Annotated in this window: 12 protein-coding genes; 5 read left to right on the top strand and 7 right to left on the bottom strand. The window is 71.5% G+C overall.

All coding sequences use genetic code 11. The features are described 5' to 3' along the window. Positions 1–2: 2 nt before the first annotated feature. From glgB to DEJ49_RS03990, 5 genes are all read right to left on the bottom strand, one after another. Entirely contained in the window at positions 3–2240 is a 2238-nt protein-coding gene (gene glgB, locus DEJ49_RS04010) for a 1,4-alpha-glucan branching enzyme (RefSeq protein WP_223832716.1), read from the bottom strand. A gap of 75 nt (positions 2241–2315) precedes the next feature. Continuing rightward, positions 2316–3656 (bottom strand): maltokinase N-terminal cap-like domain-containing protein, encoded by a 1341-nt coding sequence (locus tag DEJ49_RS04005; protein ID WP_150182452.1) that lies wholly within the window; start codon positions 3654–3656, stop codon positions 2316–2318. Positions 3657–3669: 13 nt separating this feature from the next. Next, positions 3670–5403: a maltose alpha-D-glucosyltransferase gene (gene treS, locus DEJ49_RS04000; protein ID WP_150182450.1), complete on the bottom strand. Its 1734-nt coding sequence runs from the start codon at positions 5401–5403 to the stop codon at positions 3670–3672. Beyond that, positions 5400–7433, bottom strand: coding sequence for an alpha-1,4-glucan--maltose-1-phosphate maltosyltransferase (locus tag DEJ49_RS03995; RefSeq protein ID WP_150182442.1), 2034 nt, complete (start codon positions 7431–7433; stop codon positions 5400–5402). Before DEJ49_RS03995 ends, treS begins: the two co-directional genes overlap by 4 nt. 56 nt (positions 7434–7489) lie before the next feature. Beyond that, positions 7490–7789: a DUF5133 domain-containing protein gene (locus DEJ49_RS03990; protein WP_223832715.1), complete on the bottom strand. Its 300-nt coding sequence runs from the start codon at positions 7787–7789 to the stop codon at positions 7490–7492. Positions 7790–8056: 267 nt separating this feature from the next. Between DEJ49_RS03990 and DEJ49_RS03985 the strand changes: the two genes are divergently transcribed. Beyond that, the gene (locus DEJ49_RS03985) at positions 8057–8587 is read left to right on the top strand and encodes a pep a2 (protein WP_150182440.1); all 531 of its coding nucleotides are present in this window, start codon (positions 8057–8059) and stop codon (positions 8585–8587) included. A 151-nt stretch (positions 8588–8738) separates the two neighbouring features. Continuing rightward, on the top strand, positions 8739–10877 hold the full coding sequence (gene glgX, locus DEJ49_RS03980) for a glycogen debranching protein GlgX (protein WP_150182438.1): 2139 nt from the start codon (positions 8739–8741) through the stop codon (positions 10875–10877). Here glgX and DEJ49_RS03975 read toward each other — a convergent pair. Next, positions 10858–11283 carry a hypothetical protein gene (locus tag DEJ49_RS03975; protein ID WP_150182437.1) on the bottom strand — a complete coding sequence of 142 codons (426 nt, stop codon included), beginning with the start codon at positions 11281–11283 and terminating at the stop codon, positions 10858–10860. The two genes, glgX and DEJ49_RS03975, sit on opposite strands and share 20 nt — an antisense overlap. A gap of 336 nt (positions 11284–11619) precedes the next feature. On the opposite strand from DEJ49_RS03975, the gene DEJ49_RS03970 reads away from it, so the two are divergent. Beyond that, entirely contained in the window at positions 11620–13128 is a 1509-nt protein-coding gene (locus tag DEJ49_RS03970; protein WP_150182435.1) for an FUSC family protein, read from the top strand. 66 nt (positions 13129–13194) lie between these two features. Here DEJ49_RS03970 and DEJ49_RS03965 read toward each other — a convergent pair whose 3' ends face one another. After that, on the bottom strand, positions 13195–13827 hold the full coding sequence (locus DEJ49_RS03965; protein WP_150182433.1) for a sigma-70 family RNA polymerase sigma factor: 633 nt from the start codon (positions 13825–13827) through the stop codon (positions 13195–13197). Positions 13828–13977: 150 nt separating this feature from the next. Between DEJ49_RS03965 and DEJ49_RS03960 the strand changes: the two genes are divergently transcribed. Both DEJ49_RS03960 and DEJ49_RS03955 read left to right on the top strand, forming a co-directional pair. After that, positions 13978–14946 carry a MerR family transcriptional regulator gene (locus DEJ49_RS03960; protein WP_150182430.1) on the top strand — a complete coding sequence of 323 codons (969 nt, stop codon included), beginning with the start codon at positions 13978–13980 and terminating at the stop codon, positions 14944–14946. A 113-nt stretch (positions 14947–15059) separates the two neighbouring features. Next, positions 15060–16259, top strand: coding sequence for a lycopene cyclase family protein (locus DEJ49_RS03955; RefSeq protein WP_150182429.1), 1200 nt, complete (start codon positions 15060–15062; stop codon positions 16257–16259). Position 16260 lies beyond the last annotated feature (1 nt).

Genomic DNA, 16260 nt, shown 5'->3' with positions numbered 1-16260 from the left:
TCCTACTCGGGGCGCAGCCACAGCGTGGCCAGCGGGGGGAGGGTGACTCGGAGGCGGGCGGGGAAGGCGCCGATGGGCTCCGGGTACGCGCGCAGCGGGTCGGCGTTGCGGACGTCGCCGCCGCCGTAGCACCCCGCGTCCGTGTTCAGCGTTTCCCGCCAGGCCCCCGGCGACTCCGGGACGCCCAGGGCGTACTCGTGGCGGATGACCGGGGAGAAGTTGCTCACGGAGAGGAGCGGCGTCCCGTCGGCGGCGAAGCGGAGGAACGCGACCACGTTGTCCTGCGCGGCGTCGGCGTCGATCCAGGCGAACCCGGCGGGCACCGTGTCCTGCTCCCACAGGGCGGGCGCGTCCCGGTACTGGTGGTTGAGGTCGCGCACCAGGCGCCGCACCCCGTTGTGGTCCGGCTCCGCGGGGTACGCCGGGTCGAGGAGGGACCAGTCGGGGCCGTGGTCCGGTGACCACTCCGCTCCCTGCGCGAACTCCTGCCCCATGAACAGGAGCTGCTTGCCGGGGTGCGCCCACATGTAGGCCAGGTAGGCGCGGTGGTTCGCGCGCTGCTGCCACCAGTCGCCCGGCATCTTCGACACCAGGGCCTGCTTGCCGTGGACGACCTCGTCGTGCGAGATCGGCAGGAGGTAGTTCTCGCTGTACGCGTACACCATCGAGAAGGTCAACTCGTTGTGGTGGTACTGGCGGTGCACCGGCTCGTGCCGGATGTACTCCAGCGAGTCGTGCATCCAGCCCATGTTCCACTTCAGGCCGAACCCGAGCCCCCCGAGCTCCCCGTACCCCGTGTCGTGGGTGGCGCGCGTGACGCCGTCCCACGCCGTGGACTCCTCGGCGATGGTGACGACCCCGGGGCAGCGGCGGTACACCGTCGCGTTCATCTCCTGGAGGAAGGCGACGGCGTCGAGATTCTCCCGGCCCCCGTGTTCGTTGGGCCCCCACTGGCCTTCCTCGCGCGAGTAGTCGAGGTAGAGCATGGAGGCCACGGCGTCGACGCGCAGGCCGTCGATGTGGAACTCCTCGCACCAGTAGACGGCGTTGGCGACGAGGAAGTTGCGGACCTCCGTCCGGCCGTAGTCGAAGGTGAGCGTGCCCCAGTCGGGATGTTCGGCACGCCGGTGGTCACCCGGCTCGTACAGCGGCCGCCCGTCGAACTCCGCCAGCGCCCAGTCGTCCTTCGGGAAGTGCGCCGGAACCCAGTCCACGATCACGCCGATGCCCGCCCGGTGCAGCGCGTCGACGAGGAACTTGAAGTCGTCGGGCGTGCCGAGGCGTGCGGTCGGCGCGTAGAGCCCGGTGACCTGGTACCCCCACGACCCGCCGAAGGGGTGCTCCGCCACCGGCATGAACTCCACGTGCGTGAAGCCCGCGTCGGAGACGTAGGCCGTCAGCTCGTCGGCCAGCTGTCGGTACGTCAGTCCCGGGCGCCAGGACGGGAGATGGACCTCGTACACGGAGAAGGGGGAGCGGTGGACGGGGCGGTCCGCGCGGTGCTCCATCCACTCCGCGTCCGCCCACTCGTGCGTCGACCGCGTGACCACGGACGCCGTCGCGGGCGGCACCTCCGCCCGGCGCGCCATCGGGTCCGCGCGCAGCGTGTGCGTGCCGTCGGGCCGGGTGATGTCGAACTTGTACAGGTCGCCCTCGCCGATGCCGGGCAGGAACAGCTCCCACACACCGGACGAACCGAGGGACCGCATCGGGTGGGCGGCGCCGTCCCAGTGGCAGAACTCCCCGCACACCCGCACGCCCAGCGCGTTGGGCGCCCACACCGTGAAGCGTGTGCCGACGACGCCCTCGACAGTCATGGGGTGTGCGCCCAACGCCTTCCACAGCTCCTCGTGCCTGCCCTCACGGATCAGATGCAGGTCGAGTTCGCCGAGGGCGGGCAGGAAGCGGTACGGATCCTGGAGCCCGCTCTCCACGCCGTCGTACGTCACCCGCAGCTCGTACGCGGGGATCGAGTCGAGCGGCAGCAGACCGGAGAACAGCCCGTCCCCCACGTCGTGGAGCGGTACGTCCTGCCCCTCGACGACGACCCGCACCGACTCGGCGTACGGGCGCAGCGCCGTGAAGGCCACACCGCCCGCGACCGCGTGGGCGCCGAGCACGGAGTGCGGGTCATGGTGCGTGCCCGCGAGCAGACGGCCGCGGCTCTCGTCGTCGAGCGGCGCGTACGCGGCGCGGAGGGCGGGCGCGGGGGCGGCGGTGGACGTATCGATGATGACCACGGGTGTCAGGTCTCCTCAGGGCGGGACAGGGGCAGGACAGGGTCGGCACAGGGGGGCGGCGGCGAGCGCGACGGGTCAGCGGCCCTCCGCGAGGCGGGCGATCGCCGCCATGGGCACGGGCAGCCAGTCCGGGCGGTGCCTGGCCTCGTACAGCGCCTCGTACACGGCCCGGTCCGTCTCGTAGGCCCGCAGGAGTCCGGCCTCCGTCCGCGGGTCCCAGGACGCCTCCGCGGCGTACCCCGCGCAGTACGCCTCCCGGCAGCGCCCGGCCCACCGGGGCTGCCAGGGCCGCCTGGCGTGGGCCGCGTAGTCGAAGGAGCGGAGCATGCCCGCCACGTCGCGCACGGTCGCCTGCGCGCGCCGCCGCTCGGCGATCGGGCGGGCCGGCTCGCCCTCGAAGTCGATGACGAACCACCGCTGCCCGGCCCGCAGGACCTGGCCGAGGTGCAGATCGCCGTGGATCCGCTGGGGCGGCCGCACCGGACCGTGCGCCGCGACCGCGTCGTAGGCGGCCCGCAGCCGGGACACGTACGGGACGAGCGCGGGCACCTGGCGGGCGGTGGTGTCCAGGCGCGACATCATCCCCTCGGCGAGGTGCCGGCCGCCGTGCCGGTCCGGGACGTCGGGGACGAAGACCTGCGCCAGGGCCAGATGCACTTCGGCCGTGGCGCGCCCCAGCTCGTACGACTCGTCGGTGAAGTCCCGTCCCGCGGCCAGGGACTGAAGGGCCAGCGTCCAGCCGTCGGTCGCGCCGCGCAGGAACGGCTGGAGCACGCCGAGCGTCGTCTTGCGCGGCTCGCTCGTCCAGAACCAGGCGACGGGGGACGGCACCCGGGCGCACCCCTGACCGGCGAGCGCCCACGGCACTTCGAGGTCGGGGTTGACGCCGTACTGGACGCGGCGGAAGAGCTTGAGGATGAAGGAATCGCCGTACACCAGCGAGGTGTTGGACTGCTCGCCGTCCAGGACACGGGCGGTGAGGTTCGGGGGCACCACGGTCTGCACGTCGCGTTCGAACCGCAGCGGGCCCGCCGTGCCCGGGGTACGCAGGCGTTCCAGGAGCAGCGCGGCGGAGCGGGGGTCGTGCAGGGCGTCGTACACGGTGAGGCCCGCGAGGGGACCTTCGTCGGGACGGCCGATCACGGCGTGGTGGAGGCGCGGCGGCAGGTCCCTGCGCACGCCGAGGAGCAGCTGGTAGCAGTCCTCGCGCGACCCGGCGTGCCGGGAGCGGATGAGCAGGTGCAGACAGCCCGGGTGCAGCTCGGTCATCGACACCACGGCGAGTTCCGTGACGGGCAGCCCCTTGCCGGCGAACCACCGCTGTTCGGGCAGCCACTTCTGCAGCACCCCGGCGAGCGACGCGAGCAGCAGTGGCGGGCTGAGGCTTTCGCGCGACTGCGTTGCGGTCTTGAGCATGCGACACGTCCCTTCAGAGGCGCACGGCGGGTTCGGCCGGACGGCGCGGGTGGAGGTCGTTGCACAGCCGGAACCAGTAGAACCCGTGTCCCGCGAGGGTCAGGAGGTACGGGAGCTCACCGATGGCCGGAAAGCGCACCCCGCCGATGAGTTCGACGGGATGGCGGCCCGCGAAGGTCTGGAGATCCAGTTCGGTGGGCTGGGCGAAGCGCGAGAAGTTGTGCACGCACAGCACCAGGTCGTCCTTGTACTCCCGCAGGAACGCGAGCACCGCCGGGTTGGAGGAGGGCAGTTCGGTGTACGAGCCGATGCCCATGGCGGGGTTCTGTTTGCGGATCTCGATCATGCGGCGCGTCCAGTGGAGCAGGGAGGACGGCGAGGACATGGACGCTTCGACGTTGGTGACCTGGTAGCCGTAGACCGGGTCCATGATCGTGGGGAGGTAGAGCCGCCCGGGATCGGAGGACGAGAAGCCCGCGTTGCGGTCCGGGGTCCACTGCATGGGGGTGCGCACGGCGTCGCGGTCGCCGAGCCAGATGTTGTCGCCCATGCCGATCTCGTCGCCGTAGTACAGGATCGGCGAGCCGGGCAAAGAGAGCAGGAGCGCGGTGAAGAGTTCGATCTGGTTGCGGTCGTTGTCCAGGAGCGGGGCCAGGCGCCGGCGGATGCCGATGTTGGCGCGCATGCGCGGGTCCTTGGCGTACTCCGCGTACATGTAGTCGCGCTCTTCGTCGGTGACCATTTCCAGGGTCAGCTCGTCGTGGTTGCGCAGGAAGATGCCCCACTGACAGCCGGACGGAATGGCGGGGGTCTTCGCGAGGATTTCCGAGACGGGGTAGCGGGATTCACGGCGTACGGCCATGAAGATGCGGGGCATGACGGGGAAGTGGAACGCCATGTGGCATTCGTCGCCGCCCTTTTCGAAGTCGCCGAAGTAGTCGACGACGTCCTCGGGCCACTGATTGGCCTCGGCAAGCAGAACCGTATCGGGGTAATGGGCATCGATGACCGCACGTACGTGCTTCAGCATTCCGTGGGAGCGGGGCAGGTTCTCGCAGTTGGTGCCCTCTTCGGCGAAGAGGTAGGGGACGGCGTCGAGGCGGAAGCCGTCGATGCCGAGGTCGAGCCAGAAGCGCAGGGCGGAGATGATCTCTTCCTGGACCGCGGGGTTTTCGTAGTTGAGGTCGGGTTGGTGGGAGAAGAAGCGGTGCCAGTAGTACTGCTTGCGGACGGGGTCGAAGGTCCAGTTGGAGGCTTCGGTGTCGACGAAGATGATGCGGGCGTCCTGGTACTGCTTGTCGTCGTCGGCCCAGACGTAGTAGTCGCCGTAGGGGCCTTCGGGGTCGGTGCGCGAGGCCTGGAACCACGGGTGCTGGTCGCTGGTGTGGTTCATGACGAAGTCGATGATGACGCGCATGCCGCGCTGGTGGGCGGAGTCGACGAATTCGACGAAGTCGGCGAGGTCGCCGAATTCGGGGAGGACGGCGGTGTAGTCGGAGACGTCGTAGCCGCCGTCGCGCAGGGGGGATTTGAAGAAGGGGGGCAGCCAGAGGCAGTCGACGCCGAGCCATTGGAGGTAGTCGAGTTTGGCGGTGATGCCTTTGAGGTCGCCGATGCCGTCGCCGTTGCTGTCCTGGAAGGAGCGGACGAGGACTTCGTAGAAGACGGCGCGTTTGAACCATTCGGGGTCGCGGTCCTTGGCCGGTGTGTCCTCGAAGGTGTCCTGGACGGGCTCGTTGACGATCATGGTGTGGGTGACCCTCCGATCAACGGTGAGGACGGTCGCAGGACCGTGAAGAGGTGCGCGGGCGCGCGGCCGGGTTCCAGGCGCACGTAGTTGGCCCTGCCCCAGTGGTAGGTCTCGCCGGTGAGCTCGTCGCGCACCGGCACCGACTCGTGCCAGTCGAGGCCGAGTTGCGGCATGTCCAGCGAGACCGTGGCCTCCTGGGTGTGGTGAGGGTCGAGGTTGACGACCACCAGGACCGTGTCCTGTCCGGAGCGCTTGCTGTAGACGATGACCGCGTCGTTGTCGGCCTCGTGGAAACGGAGGTTCCTGAGCAGCCGCAGCGCGGGATGCGCGCGCCGGACCCGGTTGAGCGTGGTGATCAGCGGCGCGAGGGAGTAGCCCGCCCGTTCCGCGTACGCCCAGTCCCGCGGGCGCAGTTGGTACTTCTCCGAGTGCAGGTAGTCCTCGCAGTCCGCACGCGCCGGGGTGTTCTCGCACAGCTCGAACCCGGCGTACATGCCCCAGCTCGGCGCGAGCGTCGCGGCCAGCACGGCCCGCACCTCGAAGGCGGCGCGGCCACCGTCCTGGAGGTACCCGGGCAGGATGTCCGGCGTGTTCACGAACAGGTTCGGGCGCAGATAGGCCGCGGTCTCCGTCGAGAGCTCGGTCAGATACTCGGTGAGCTCCTGCTTGGTGTTCCGCCACGTGAAGTACGTGTAGGACTGCTGGAATCCGGCCTGGGCCAGGGCCCGCATGACGGGGGGCCGGGTGAAGGCCTCGGCGAGGAAGACGACGTCCGGGTCGCCCGCGTTGATCTTGGCGAGCACCCGGTCCCAGAACGCCACGGGCTTGGTGTGCGGGTTGTCGACGCGGAAGATGCGTACGCCGTGCCCCATCCAGAACCGCAGCAGCCGTACCGTCTCCGCGACCAGACCCGGCAGATCGGCGTCGAAGGCGATCGGATAGATGTCCTGGTACTTCTTCGGCGGATTCTCGGCGTACGCGATGGAACCGTCGGGCCGGTGGGTGAACCACTCGGGGTGCTTCTCCACCCACGGGTGGTCGGGGGAGCACTGCAACGCGAAGTCCAGGGCGACTTCGAGGCCGAGACCCTCGGCGCGGCGCACGAACGCGTCGAAGTCGTCCAGCGTGCCCAGATCCGGGTGGACGGCGTCGTGACCGCCCTCCGGCGAGCCGATCGCCCACGGCACACCGACGTCGTCGGGACCGGCGGTGAGCGCGTTGTCCGGGCCCTTGCGGAAGGTGGTGCCGATGGGATGGATCGGCGGCAGGTAGACGACGTCGAAGCCCATCTCCGCGATGGCGGGCAGCCGCTCCGCCGCGGTGCGGAACGTTCCGGAGACGGGTGGCCTGCCTTCCTCGACGACGGCACCCTCCGAGCGCGGGAAGAACTCGTACCAGGACCCGAAGAGCGCGCGCTCCCGCTCCACGAGCAGGGGCATGGCCTGCGAACGGGAGACCCGCTCGCGCAACGGATACCGCGCGAGGACGGCGTCCACCTCCGGGGCGAGCGCGGCCGCCAGACGTGCGCCCGGCGGCCGCTCCTCGTCCTGGAGCGCGGCGACCGCCGCGAGCAGCGTCCGCCGTGCCGTGCCCTCCGGGGCGCCGCGCGCCGCCCGCTCGTACAACAGCGCGCCCTCTTCAAGCATGAGCCCGGCGTCGATGCCGGCGGGCACCTTGATCGTGGCGGCGCGCCGCCACTCCGTCACGGGATCCGTCCAGGCCTCCACGTGGAACGTCCACCGGCCCTCGGCGTCCGGAGTGACCTCGGCGCCCCAGCGGTCGCTGCCCGGGGAGAGTTCGCGCATCGGGGTCCACGGCCCGCGGCGCCCGCCGGGACCGAGGAGCACGACATCGGCGCCGACCGCTCCGTGCCCCTCGGCGAAGACGGTCGCCGTGACCTCGAAGGTCTCACCGGGGACTGCCTTCGCCGGGCGGCGGCCGCGGTCGACCGCGGGCCCGACGTCGAGGACGGGTACGGGAACCGGCACGGGCACGGCCGCAGGGGGCGTCTCCGAAGCTGACGTCATCGGTCCCTCCTCCGCCGGGCGTGCGTGCAGGCGGCCCCCGCGGGAGCCGGGTGTCGCTATCGGACCGGGGCCGGGGCGCTCGGGGAGAGCTGAGGCCGACGGGTTGCCGCGTGTGGTGCTCGTGTCGTGCGGGACGGTCGTGCCTCTCGTGGCCGCAGATACTGCTCGGCCGCGTCGGCGGCCTCCCGTGCTTTGCACTCGCCCATCAGGACGCACAGCGTGTACGCGGTGTCCTCGAAGTGCATCCGCACGGACCGGTCGGCGGGGTGCGCGAGCAATTGCCGCTCCCACGCCCGGTACTGACGCAGATGCCGTGCGACCTCGGATTTGGCGGGCAGCAGCTTCACGCTGGTCACCCTTTCGCTCGTCGATCCTTCTGACTCATCGTGCACGGATGAGCACCCAACGTCCTGTTAGGCATTCAACTAAAGGGATCGATGCGGGAGTCGATGAGGCCGATGCCGGTGCACCTGCGCTCGCATGTGCCTCGTGTTGCGCAAATGGAGTAGCGCTCGCACCCTGAGACTGACTCAGAAGCGATCAGTGCTCACGCTGCGTGTTCGGGGCTCGGCCGGTCAGGCCGAGGCGGAGCGGACTAGCTTCGCCGAGAGGAGCCAAGAGCAATGAAATCCGCGATCCCCTGCTACTACCACCTCGAGGTCGAGGTAAGCCCGGAGAGGATCGACCAGGTCAGGCGCATCCTGACCGCGCATCTCCGGCATTGGGGGCTGGGGGTTCTCAGCGAACCCGTCTGCCGTTGCACCGGGGTCCTGCTCCACGAGATCGAGGAGCACGGAACCGACAAGAACACCGTCGTGGAGATGTGGTGGAACGGCCAGCACCTCATCACCGCCGTGTCCGACGCCAACCGCGAACTGCCCGAGCGCCACTACGGTCCGCAGGGCTGCCTGACGCAGATCGCCGCGCTCAGCGACGGCTGGGGCAGCTTCCCGGCGACCGACGGCAAGATCATCTGGTTCTCCCGCCGGGTCCGCGCCCCCGAACGCGCCCCGCTGGCACCCGCGGCGCCCGCACCCAGCCTGCGCGAGGCCCTCGACCTGCCCCGCGCCATACCCCTCGCCGCGCTCGCGGGCCCCGGGGAGGCGCAACCCGCGGAAGCGGAGCCCGCGGAGGCGGAACCCGCGGTGGTGTGAAAGGCCGCCTAGCACGGCGGCGCGGCGCACCGGCCGCGGCTTCCCTCTGGTGGGCGGCTGCGGCCGGCGCACCGCTTCCCGGCCTCGACCCCTCCGAGCGCCCCTACGTTCCCTGACGTTCCCCGATCTCCCCCTGTACGGAGGCAGTTGCGTGCGTACCTGGACCGGCACCCCCTTCCCGCTCGGCGCCACCTACGACGGTGAAGGGACCAACTTCGCCCTGTTCAGCGAAGTCGCCGAACGCGTCGACCTCATCCTGATCGACGACGACGGCACGCACCGCAGCGTCACCCTCACCGAGGTCGACGGCTTCGTCTGGCACTGCTACCTGCCCGGGGTCGGCCCCGGCCGGCGCTACGGCTACCGCGTGCACGGCCCCTGGAACCCCGCCGAAGGCCACCGGTGCAACCCGGCCAAGCTGCTCCTCGACCCGTACGCCCGGGCCATCGAGGGCCAGATGGACAACGACGCCGCACTCTTCGAGCGTGCGCCCGACGGACCCGGGCGGGCCGACAGCGCCGGGCACACCCCGCTCTCCGTGGTGACCGACCCGGCCTTCTCCTGGGAGGGCGACCGCCCGCCGCGCCGCCCCTACGCCGAGACGGTGGTGTACGAGGCGCACGTCCGCGGCCTCACCCGGACGCACCCCGGAGTGCCCGAAGCGCTGCGCGGCACGTACGCGGGCCTCGCGACCGAGCCCGTCATCGAGCACCTCACGTCGCTCGGCGTGACCGCGATCGAACTGATGCCGGTCCACCAGTACGTCCAGGACGGCTTCCTGCGCGACCGGGGCCTGTCCAACTACTGGGGCTACACCTCCATCGGCTTCTTCGCCCCGCACAACGCCTACGCGGCGCACGGCTCGCGCGGCGAACAGGTCACCGAGTTCAAGTCCATGGTCAAGGCGCTGCACCAGGCCGGACTCGAAGTGATCCTCGACGTGGTCTACAACCACACCGCCGAGGGCAACGAGAACGGACCCACCCTCGCCTTCCGGGGCATCGACAACGCGTCGTACTACCGCCTCGCCGAGGACGACCCCGCGCACTACTTCGACACCACAGGCACCGGCAACAGCCTGCTCATGCGCCACCCCAACGTCCTGCAGCTGGTGATGGACTCGCTGCGGTACTGGGTCACCGAGATGCACGTCGACGGGTTCCGGTTCGACCTGGCGGCCACGCTCGCCCGGCAGTTCCACGACGTCGACCGGCTCTCGGCCTTCTTCGACCTGGTCCAGCAGGATCCCGTCGTCAGCCGCGTCAAACTCATCGCCGAGCCCTGGGACGTCGGCGACGGGGGATACCAGGTCGGCAACTTCCCGCCGCTGTGGTCGGAGTGGAACGGCAAGTACCGCGACTCCGTGCGGGACTTCTGGCGCGGCGCGGACCACACCCTCGCCGAGTTCGCCTCCCGGCTGACCGGCTCCTCCGACCTCTACCAGCACGACCGCCGCCGCCCGCGCGCCAGCGTCAACTTCGTCACCGCGCACGACGGATTCACCCTGCGCGACCTGGTCTCGTACAACGACAAGCACAACGAGGCCAACGGCGAGAACAACCAGGACGGCGAGAACGCCAACCGCTCCTGGAACAGCGGCGCCGAAGGCCCCACCGCGGACGAGGGGATCCTCGAACTCCGCGCGCGCAGGCAGCGCAACTTCCTCGCCACCCTCATGCTCTCGCAGGGCATCCCGATGCTCGCCCACGGCGACGAACTCGGCCGCACCCAGCAGGGCAACAACAACGCCTACTGCCAGGACAGCGAGCTCTCCTGGATCGACTGGGACCTCACCGACGAGCAGCGCGACCTCATCGCCTTCACCCGCCGCGCCATCGCGCTGCGGCTCGCCCACCCCGTGCTGCGCCGGCGCCGCTTCTTCCGCGGCGACACCGTCACGCACCAGGGCCAGCCGCTCCCCGACCTGGTGTGGCTGCGGCCCGACGCGCTGGAGATGACGGACCAGGACTGGCAGCGCGGCGACGCGCACGCCGTCGCCGTCTTCCTCAACGGCGACGCCATCGCGGAACCGGACGCCCACGGCAGGCCGGTGGTCGACGACTCCTTCCTGCTCCTGCTGAACAGCTACCGGGAGCCCGTCGTCTTCGACCTGCCGGACGCGGCGTACGGGGAGCGCTGGTCGACGCGGATCGACACCACGGAGCCCACGGGAGTGGCGGACGAGACGGAACACAAGGCGAACGCCGAAGTCACCCTGGAGGCGCACAGCCTGCTCCTGCTGTCCCGCCCCGCCCGCACCACGACGTCGGTCAGCGCACGGTCACGGTGAACGCGCCGGAGACCGTCGAACCCTGGACGACGCGCAGCTCGTTCTTGCCCTTCATGCCGAGCTTGACGCCCAGGGAGTAGCTGCCGCCGCGGGTGAGGGGCGCGGAGGCGGGCAGCGAGACCCAGTGGCCGCGCTGCTTCTGCTGCAGCGTCACCTTGCTGCCCGGCTTCAGGCCGGTCGTGGTGCCGGTGACGCGGAACAGCTGCCACGCCTTGACGGACTTCGCCGAGGGCTTCGCGCTGATGGCCTTCGCGGTGGTGGCCTTGGCCGCGGGGACCTTCTGTGTGACGGAGACGGGGTGCGCGGCAGGGGTCGCGGCCATGGCGGCGGTGCCGGCCGTGCCGAGGGCGACCGCGCCGATGACGCCTACGGCGGCCATGCGCAGGGTGTTCCGCTTGGTGATCATGAGGGTGCCTTCCGTGGATACATGGGAGGAGAAGGTGCGCTATCTCCCATTCGGGCTGTTCACGACTGTTGAGACGGACGGCCGCCGACGTACGTTGTGCCCGCTATGTCACCGTCCTGCAACAGCCGTCGCCGGACCGGGGGACCGCATGAGCCGTTGGCGTCGGACGTGGCGGGTATAGGCGCGCGAAAGTGAGCCAATGGCCCACCCGTGCGAGGCTGAGTTGAGCCAGATGGTGATCGGATGGTCTGATGGTCCAGTCGATGGCGCTGCGGATCTCCGCGGCGCCTTTTTCATGCGAGCAGATCGAGATGTGCACGGAAGGGCGGGGAAGCTTTGCTGAAGAGGGTGTTCGTGGCGCCGGATCCGGGACGGATACGGCTCCGCTTCGCTTCGCGGGCCGTACTGGGCATCTCCCTGGCGGTCGTCGTGTGCGGCCTGGCCGGACACTCGCTCGTCGCGGCGATCACCGGAGGACTGGCCGCACTCCTGGCCCTCTTCACCGTCACGGACACGACCGTGCGCGGGCAGGCGATCACGACGGCGCTGCTGCCCGTCGTCGGATTCCCCGTGCTCGCGCTCGCGGCGTCGCTCCACGACACGCCGCTCGCGCGGGACTGCGCGTTCCTCGCCGTCATGGGACTCGGCGTGTACGCGCGACGGTGGGGGCCTCGGGGGCACTCCCTCGGCGTGTTCGCCTTCATGACCTTCTTCATCAGCCAGTTCCTCCACACGGAGATGCACCAGCTTCCCCAGCTCTACGCGGCGGTGCTCCTCTCGATCGCCGCCTCCTCGACCGTGCGGTTCGGGGCGTGGTGCTACGAGCGGCGGCTGCCGCCCGGCGTCGTGCCGCCCGCCCCGCCCGCCGCCAGGGGGCTGGCCAGGGCCACCACCCGGCAGGCCGTCCAGGCGGCCGTCGGCGGAGCCTTCGCGCTCGCCGCGGGCCAACTGCTCTCCGGTGAGCGCTGGTACTGGGCGGTCGGCGCCACGTGGTGGGTCTTCGTCAACACCACCTCGCGCGGCGAGACGGTCGTACGGAGCTTCCGGCGCGTGCTCGGCACGCTGATCGGGATGGGCGCGGGCCTCGTCCTCGTCGTACCTCTGGAGGGCGCGCCCGTCCCCAGCGCCCTGCTCGTCGCCGTCGGCGTCTTCGGGATCTTCTACACGGCCGCGGTGTCGTACACGTGGATGATGCTCTCGGTGACCGTGCTCGCCGGATCGCTGTACGGCCTGCTCGGCGTGCTGGACGCGGGGCTGCTCGGCCTCCGGCTCGCCGAGACCGGCATCGGCGCGCTCGGCGCGGTCCTCGCCGTGCTGGTCGTCCTGCCGATCACGACGCACGCCACGACCGAGGCGTGGATCAAGCAGGCGCTGCACTGCGTGCACGACTGCACGAAGGAGGCGGCGGCTCGGCTCGCGGGCACGGAATCCGCCGATCCCGCGGGCCGCATCGCTGAGCTGGAGGCGATCCTGGGCCGGGTGCGCATGTCCCTCGCCCCGCTCGTGCACCCGTTCAGCCCGCTGCGGACCCGGAAGGGACGCGCCCTCCAGGTGGTCGCGCTGCTCGACAACTGCGCACGCGAGATACGGGGACTCGCCGCCGTCGCCGCGGACCCGGAGGCCTCCCACGACGCCCGCCTGGCCGCCGCGTGCCGCCGTGTCGAGGCCGCGGTCGAGTCCCTGACGGCACCGCACGGGGCCCCGGCGCAGCTCGGCGAGGCCATCGACCTGCCCCACGCGATCGTGGAACCCGCCCTGGCCCACCTCCACAGTCTGGAGCGGGCCCTGATCGACCTGGCCCACCCCCTCCAGCGACGGGGCGGCACATCCCTGCTGGGCGCCTGACCTCGTACCGCCTGACCTCGTACCGCCTGACCTCGTACCGCCTGACCTCGTACCGCCGGACCGAGGTCACGCCCGGGGCGGGGCCGTGTCCCGGTCGGGAGCGGGGTCGAAGGCCTGGCGCAGGCGGAGGAGGCCGCGGCGGGCGTGGCTTTTCACCGTGCCCAGGGGCCAGCCCGTGACCACGGCGATCTGGGGCTGCGTCAGGTCGTCGTAGAACGCCAGGCGCAGGACCTTGCGCTGCGGCGGTGGGAGGCGGGCCAGTTCGTGTTCCACGAGGACCTGGTCGAGCACGCCGTCCAGGGAGCACGACTCCTGGGGGCGCACCGCGAGCGCCGCGCCCGCCGCGTCGACCAGGGCGGCCCGGCGGCTGCGCGCGGACAGCGCGTCGGCGACCTTGCGCCGGGTGATGCCGATGAGCCAGCCCGCGAGGGTTCCGCGGCCGGGGGAGTAACCGGCCCGGCCGCGCCAGGCGGCGATGAACACCTGCTGCGTCACGTCCTCCGCCTCCCGCGCGTCCCCGAGCGAACGCCGGGCGACGCAGTGCACCAGCGCCGACCACCGCTGGTGGACGACGGCGAGGCAGGCCTCGTCGCCCGCCACGAAGCCGGTGACCAGGTCGTCTTCGTCGCGGCCCGCCACGCGGCCCGCCGAGGGGGCGGGAACGCTCTCGGTGACCGGGGCCGGTTGACTGGCGATCATGTGCGACTGCTCCTTCTGGCGGGGCGGCCGCTTCTTCCGTCCCGGGGTGGTCCGTGACGGGCGGGCGGCCTGGCGCCGATCCTTCGCGCGGGCGGGCGCACGAGCAACGTGCATCGATTCTGCGTCGTATTGCGTCGTATTTTGGAGGGCATGGATGATGCAGAGGCCGCGCTGACCTCGGGAGCCGTCGCCCGGCGCCTGGGCGTCTCACCGACCACCCTGCGCAGCTGGGACCGCCGCTACGGCCTGGGCCCCGCCGCCCGCACCCAGGGACGCCACCGGCGGTGGACGCCCGAGGACATCGCCGTGCTGGAACACATGTGCAGGCTCACGGCCAGTGGGATCCCGCCCGGTGAGGCGGCACGTCTGGCGGCGGACGGATCCCGCGCGGCCTCCGAGGAGACGACCGGGGAGCCCGGCGCGCCGGCCACCGGACGGCGGCGCCGCGACGCCAGCACCGTCCTGCCCCTCGGCGACGTACGCCAGGAGTGCCGGGGCCTCGCCCGCGCCGCGGTCCGCCTCGACGCGCAGGAGATGCAGAGCAGGCTCGACTCGCTGGTCGGCGAGCACGGCCTCGTACCCGTGTGGGAAGAGGTCATGGTGCCCACGCTGCGCGCCGTGGGACGCAAGTGGGAGCTGTCCGACGACCGTTACGTGGAGGTCGAGCACCTGCTGTCCTGGCACATCTCCACCACCCTGCGCAGCGTCCCCCTGCTCCGCCCGCGCACCGCACCGCTCCTCGACACCCCGCCGGTCCTGCTCGCCTGCATGCCGGACGAACAGCACACCCTGCCCCTGGAAGCGCTCAACGCGGCCCTCGGCGAGAACGGCGTCCCCACCCGCATGCTGGGCGCCGCCGTACCGCCGGAGGCACTCGTCGCCGCCGTGCGGCGCATCGGGCCCTCGGCCGTCGTGCTGTGGTCGCAGGCCCGCTCCACGGCGGGCGAGGCCCTGGCGCACCGCGTGGCGGCGATGGAGTGGGGGCCGGCGGGGGCCCGCCGCCGCGCCCTCGTCCTGCCGTCCGGACCGGGCTGGGGGCGGTCCGCGCTCACCGGGTTCACGCGCTGCGGCAGCCTCCGGGACGCCATCACCCTCCTGAGTGCGGCTCGACCCCGGTAGAGGGCCACCGCCGCACCGGTCACCGGCGATTCGCGCGCGTCCGGTGCATCCAAGGGGCGATCCCGTGCGGAATGCTGGGCATGGGCATGGGCGGACGACCGGCGAGGGGTTTGATGCGGGACGCGGACATCGCCATCGTGGGGGCCGGCGCGGCGGGCCTCTCGCTCGCCTACCGGCTCGCCGTCGACCGCCCCGAAGGACCGACGCCGTCGGTGGTCCTCATCGACGCCCCCGCCGGACCGCTGAAGCCCGCGGAGCGCACCTGGTGCTTCTGGGAGGAACCGCACGGCGAGTTCGACGCCGCCCTCACCGCCGTCTGGGACACCCTGCGCGTCCGCGCCCCGGACGGCACCGCCGTCACCGCCTCGCCCGCCCCGCTGCGCTACAAGATGCTGCGTTCCGGCGCCTTCGAGTCCCTCGTCGGCGACCGCCTCGCCGACGAGCCGAACGTGGCCCGCCTGGAGGCGGTGGTCGAGGAGATCCGCGACGTCGGCGACGGAGCCGAGGTCCGCACGCGCGCACCCGGCGGACGCCCCCTGTCGCTGCGCGCCCGCTGGGTGTTCGACTCGCGCCCGCCGCGGGTCCTGCCCCCGGGCCGCACCACCCTGCTGCAGCACTTCCACGGCTGGTTCGTCACGACCGACCGGCCCGCCTTCGACCCGCGGGTGGCGGACCTCATGGACTTCCGCACGCCCCAGCCGGCGCACGGCCTCTCCTTCGTCTACGTCCTGCCCACCGGCCCGCGCCAAGCCCTGGTCGAGTACACCGAGTTCTCCCGCCAGGTCCTCGACGACCAGGCGTACGACCAAGCCCTGACGCGGTATCTGACGGACGAACTGGCCCTCGGCGCCCACGAAATCGACCGCGTGGAGCACGGCGTCATCCCCATGACCGACGCCCGCTTCCCGCGCCGCGCCGGTCGCTCCGTCTTCCGCATCGGCACCGCGGGCGGAGCGACCCGTCCCTCGACCGGGTACACCTTCGCCGCCATCCAGCGACAGACGCGCGCCATCGCCGCCGCCTGCCACCGGGGCCACTCCCCGCAGCCGCCGCCCGCCCACTCGGCGCGGTCGCGCGCGATGGACGCCGTGCTGCTGCGCGCCCTGGACACCGGCCGGGTGAGCGGCGCGTCGTTCTTCACCCGGCTCTTCCGCGAGGTCCCCATGGAACGGCTGCTCCGCTTCCTCGACGGCCGCACCAGTGTCCGCGAGGACGTGACGATCGGGTTCCACACCCCCGTGGGCCCCATGCTGCGCACGGCGGCCGAGCTGCCCCTCCTGCCCCGACACCGGGCCGAACGGAAAGAGAACTGAG

Source organism: Streptomyces venezuelae, assembly GCF_008642335.1.
In the GTDB taxonomy this organism is placed as follows: domain Bacteria; phylum Actinomycetota; class Actinomycetes; order Streptomycetales; family Streptomycetaceae; genus Streptomyces; species Streptomyces venezuelae_F.
The sequence above is the reverse complement of the archived record's forward strand: the minus strand, read 5'-3'. Positions and strand labels throughout refer to the sequence as shown.

Bases quoted from the DNA above. Each gene is read 5' to 3' on its own strand.
- DEJ49_RS04005 (WP_150182452.1), bottom strand. From the start codon at position 3,656: ATGCTCAAGACCGCAACGCAGTCGCGCGAAAGCCTCAGCCCGCCACTG.
- treS (WP_150182450.1), bottom strand. From the start codon at position 5,403: ATGATCGTCAACGAGCCCGTCCAGGACACCTTCGAGGACACACCGGCC.
- DEJ49_RS03995 (WP_150182442.1), bottom strand. From the start codon at position 7,433: ATGACGTCAGCTTCGGAGACGCCCCCTGCGGCCGTGCCCGTGCCGGTT.
- DEJ49_RS03985 (WP_150182440.1), top strand. From the start codon at position 8,057: ATGAAATCCGCGATCCCCTGCTACTACCACCTCGAGGTCGAGGTAAGC.
- DEJ49_RS03975 (WP_150182437.1), bottom strand. From the start codon at position 11,283: ATGATCACCAAGCGGAACACCCTGCGCATGGCCGCCGTAGGCGTCATC.
- DEJ49_RS03965 (WP_150182433.1), bottom strand. From the start codon at position 13,827: ATGATCGCCAGTCAACCGGCCCCGGTCACCGAGAGCGTTCCCGCCCCC.
- DEJ49_RS03960 (WP_150182430.1), top strand. From the start codon at position 13,978: ATGGATGATGCAGAGGCCGCGCTGACCTCGGGAGCCGTCGCCCGGCGC.
- DEJ49_RS03955 (WP_150182429.1), top strand. From the start codon at position 15,060: ATGCGGGACGCGGACATCGCCATCGTGGGGGCCGGCGCGGCGGGCCTC.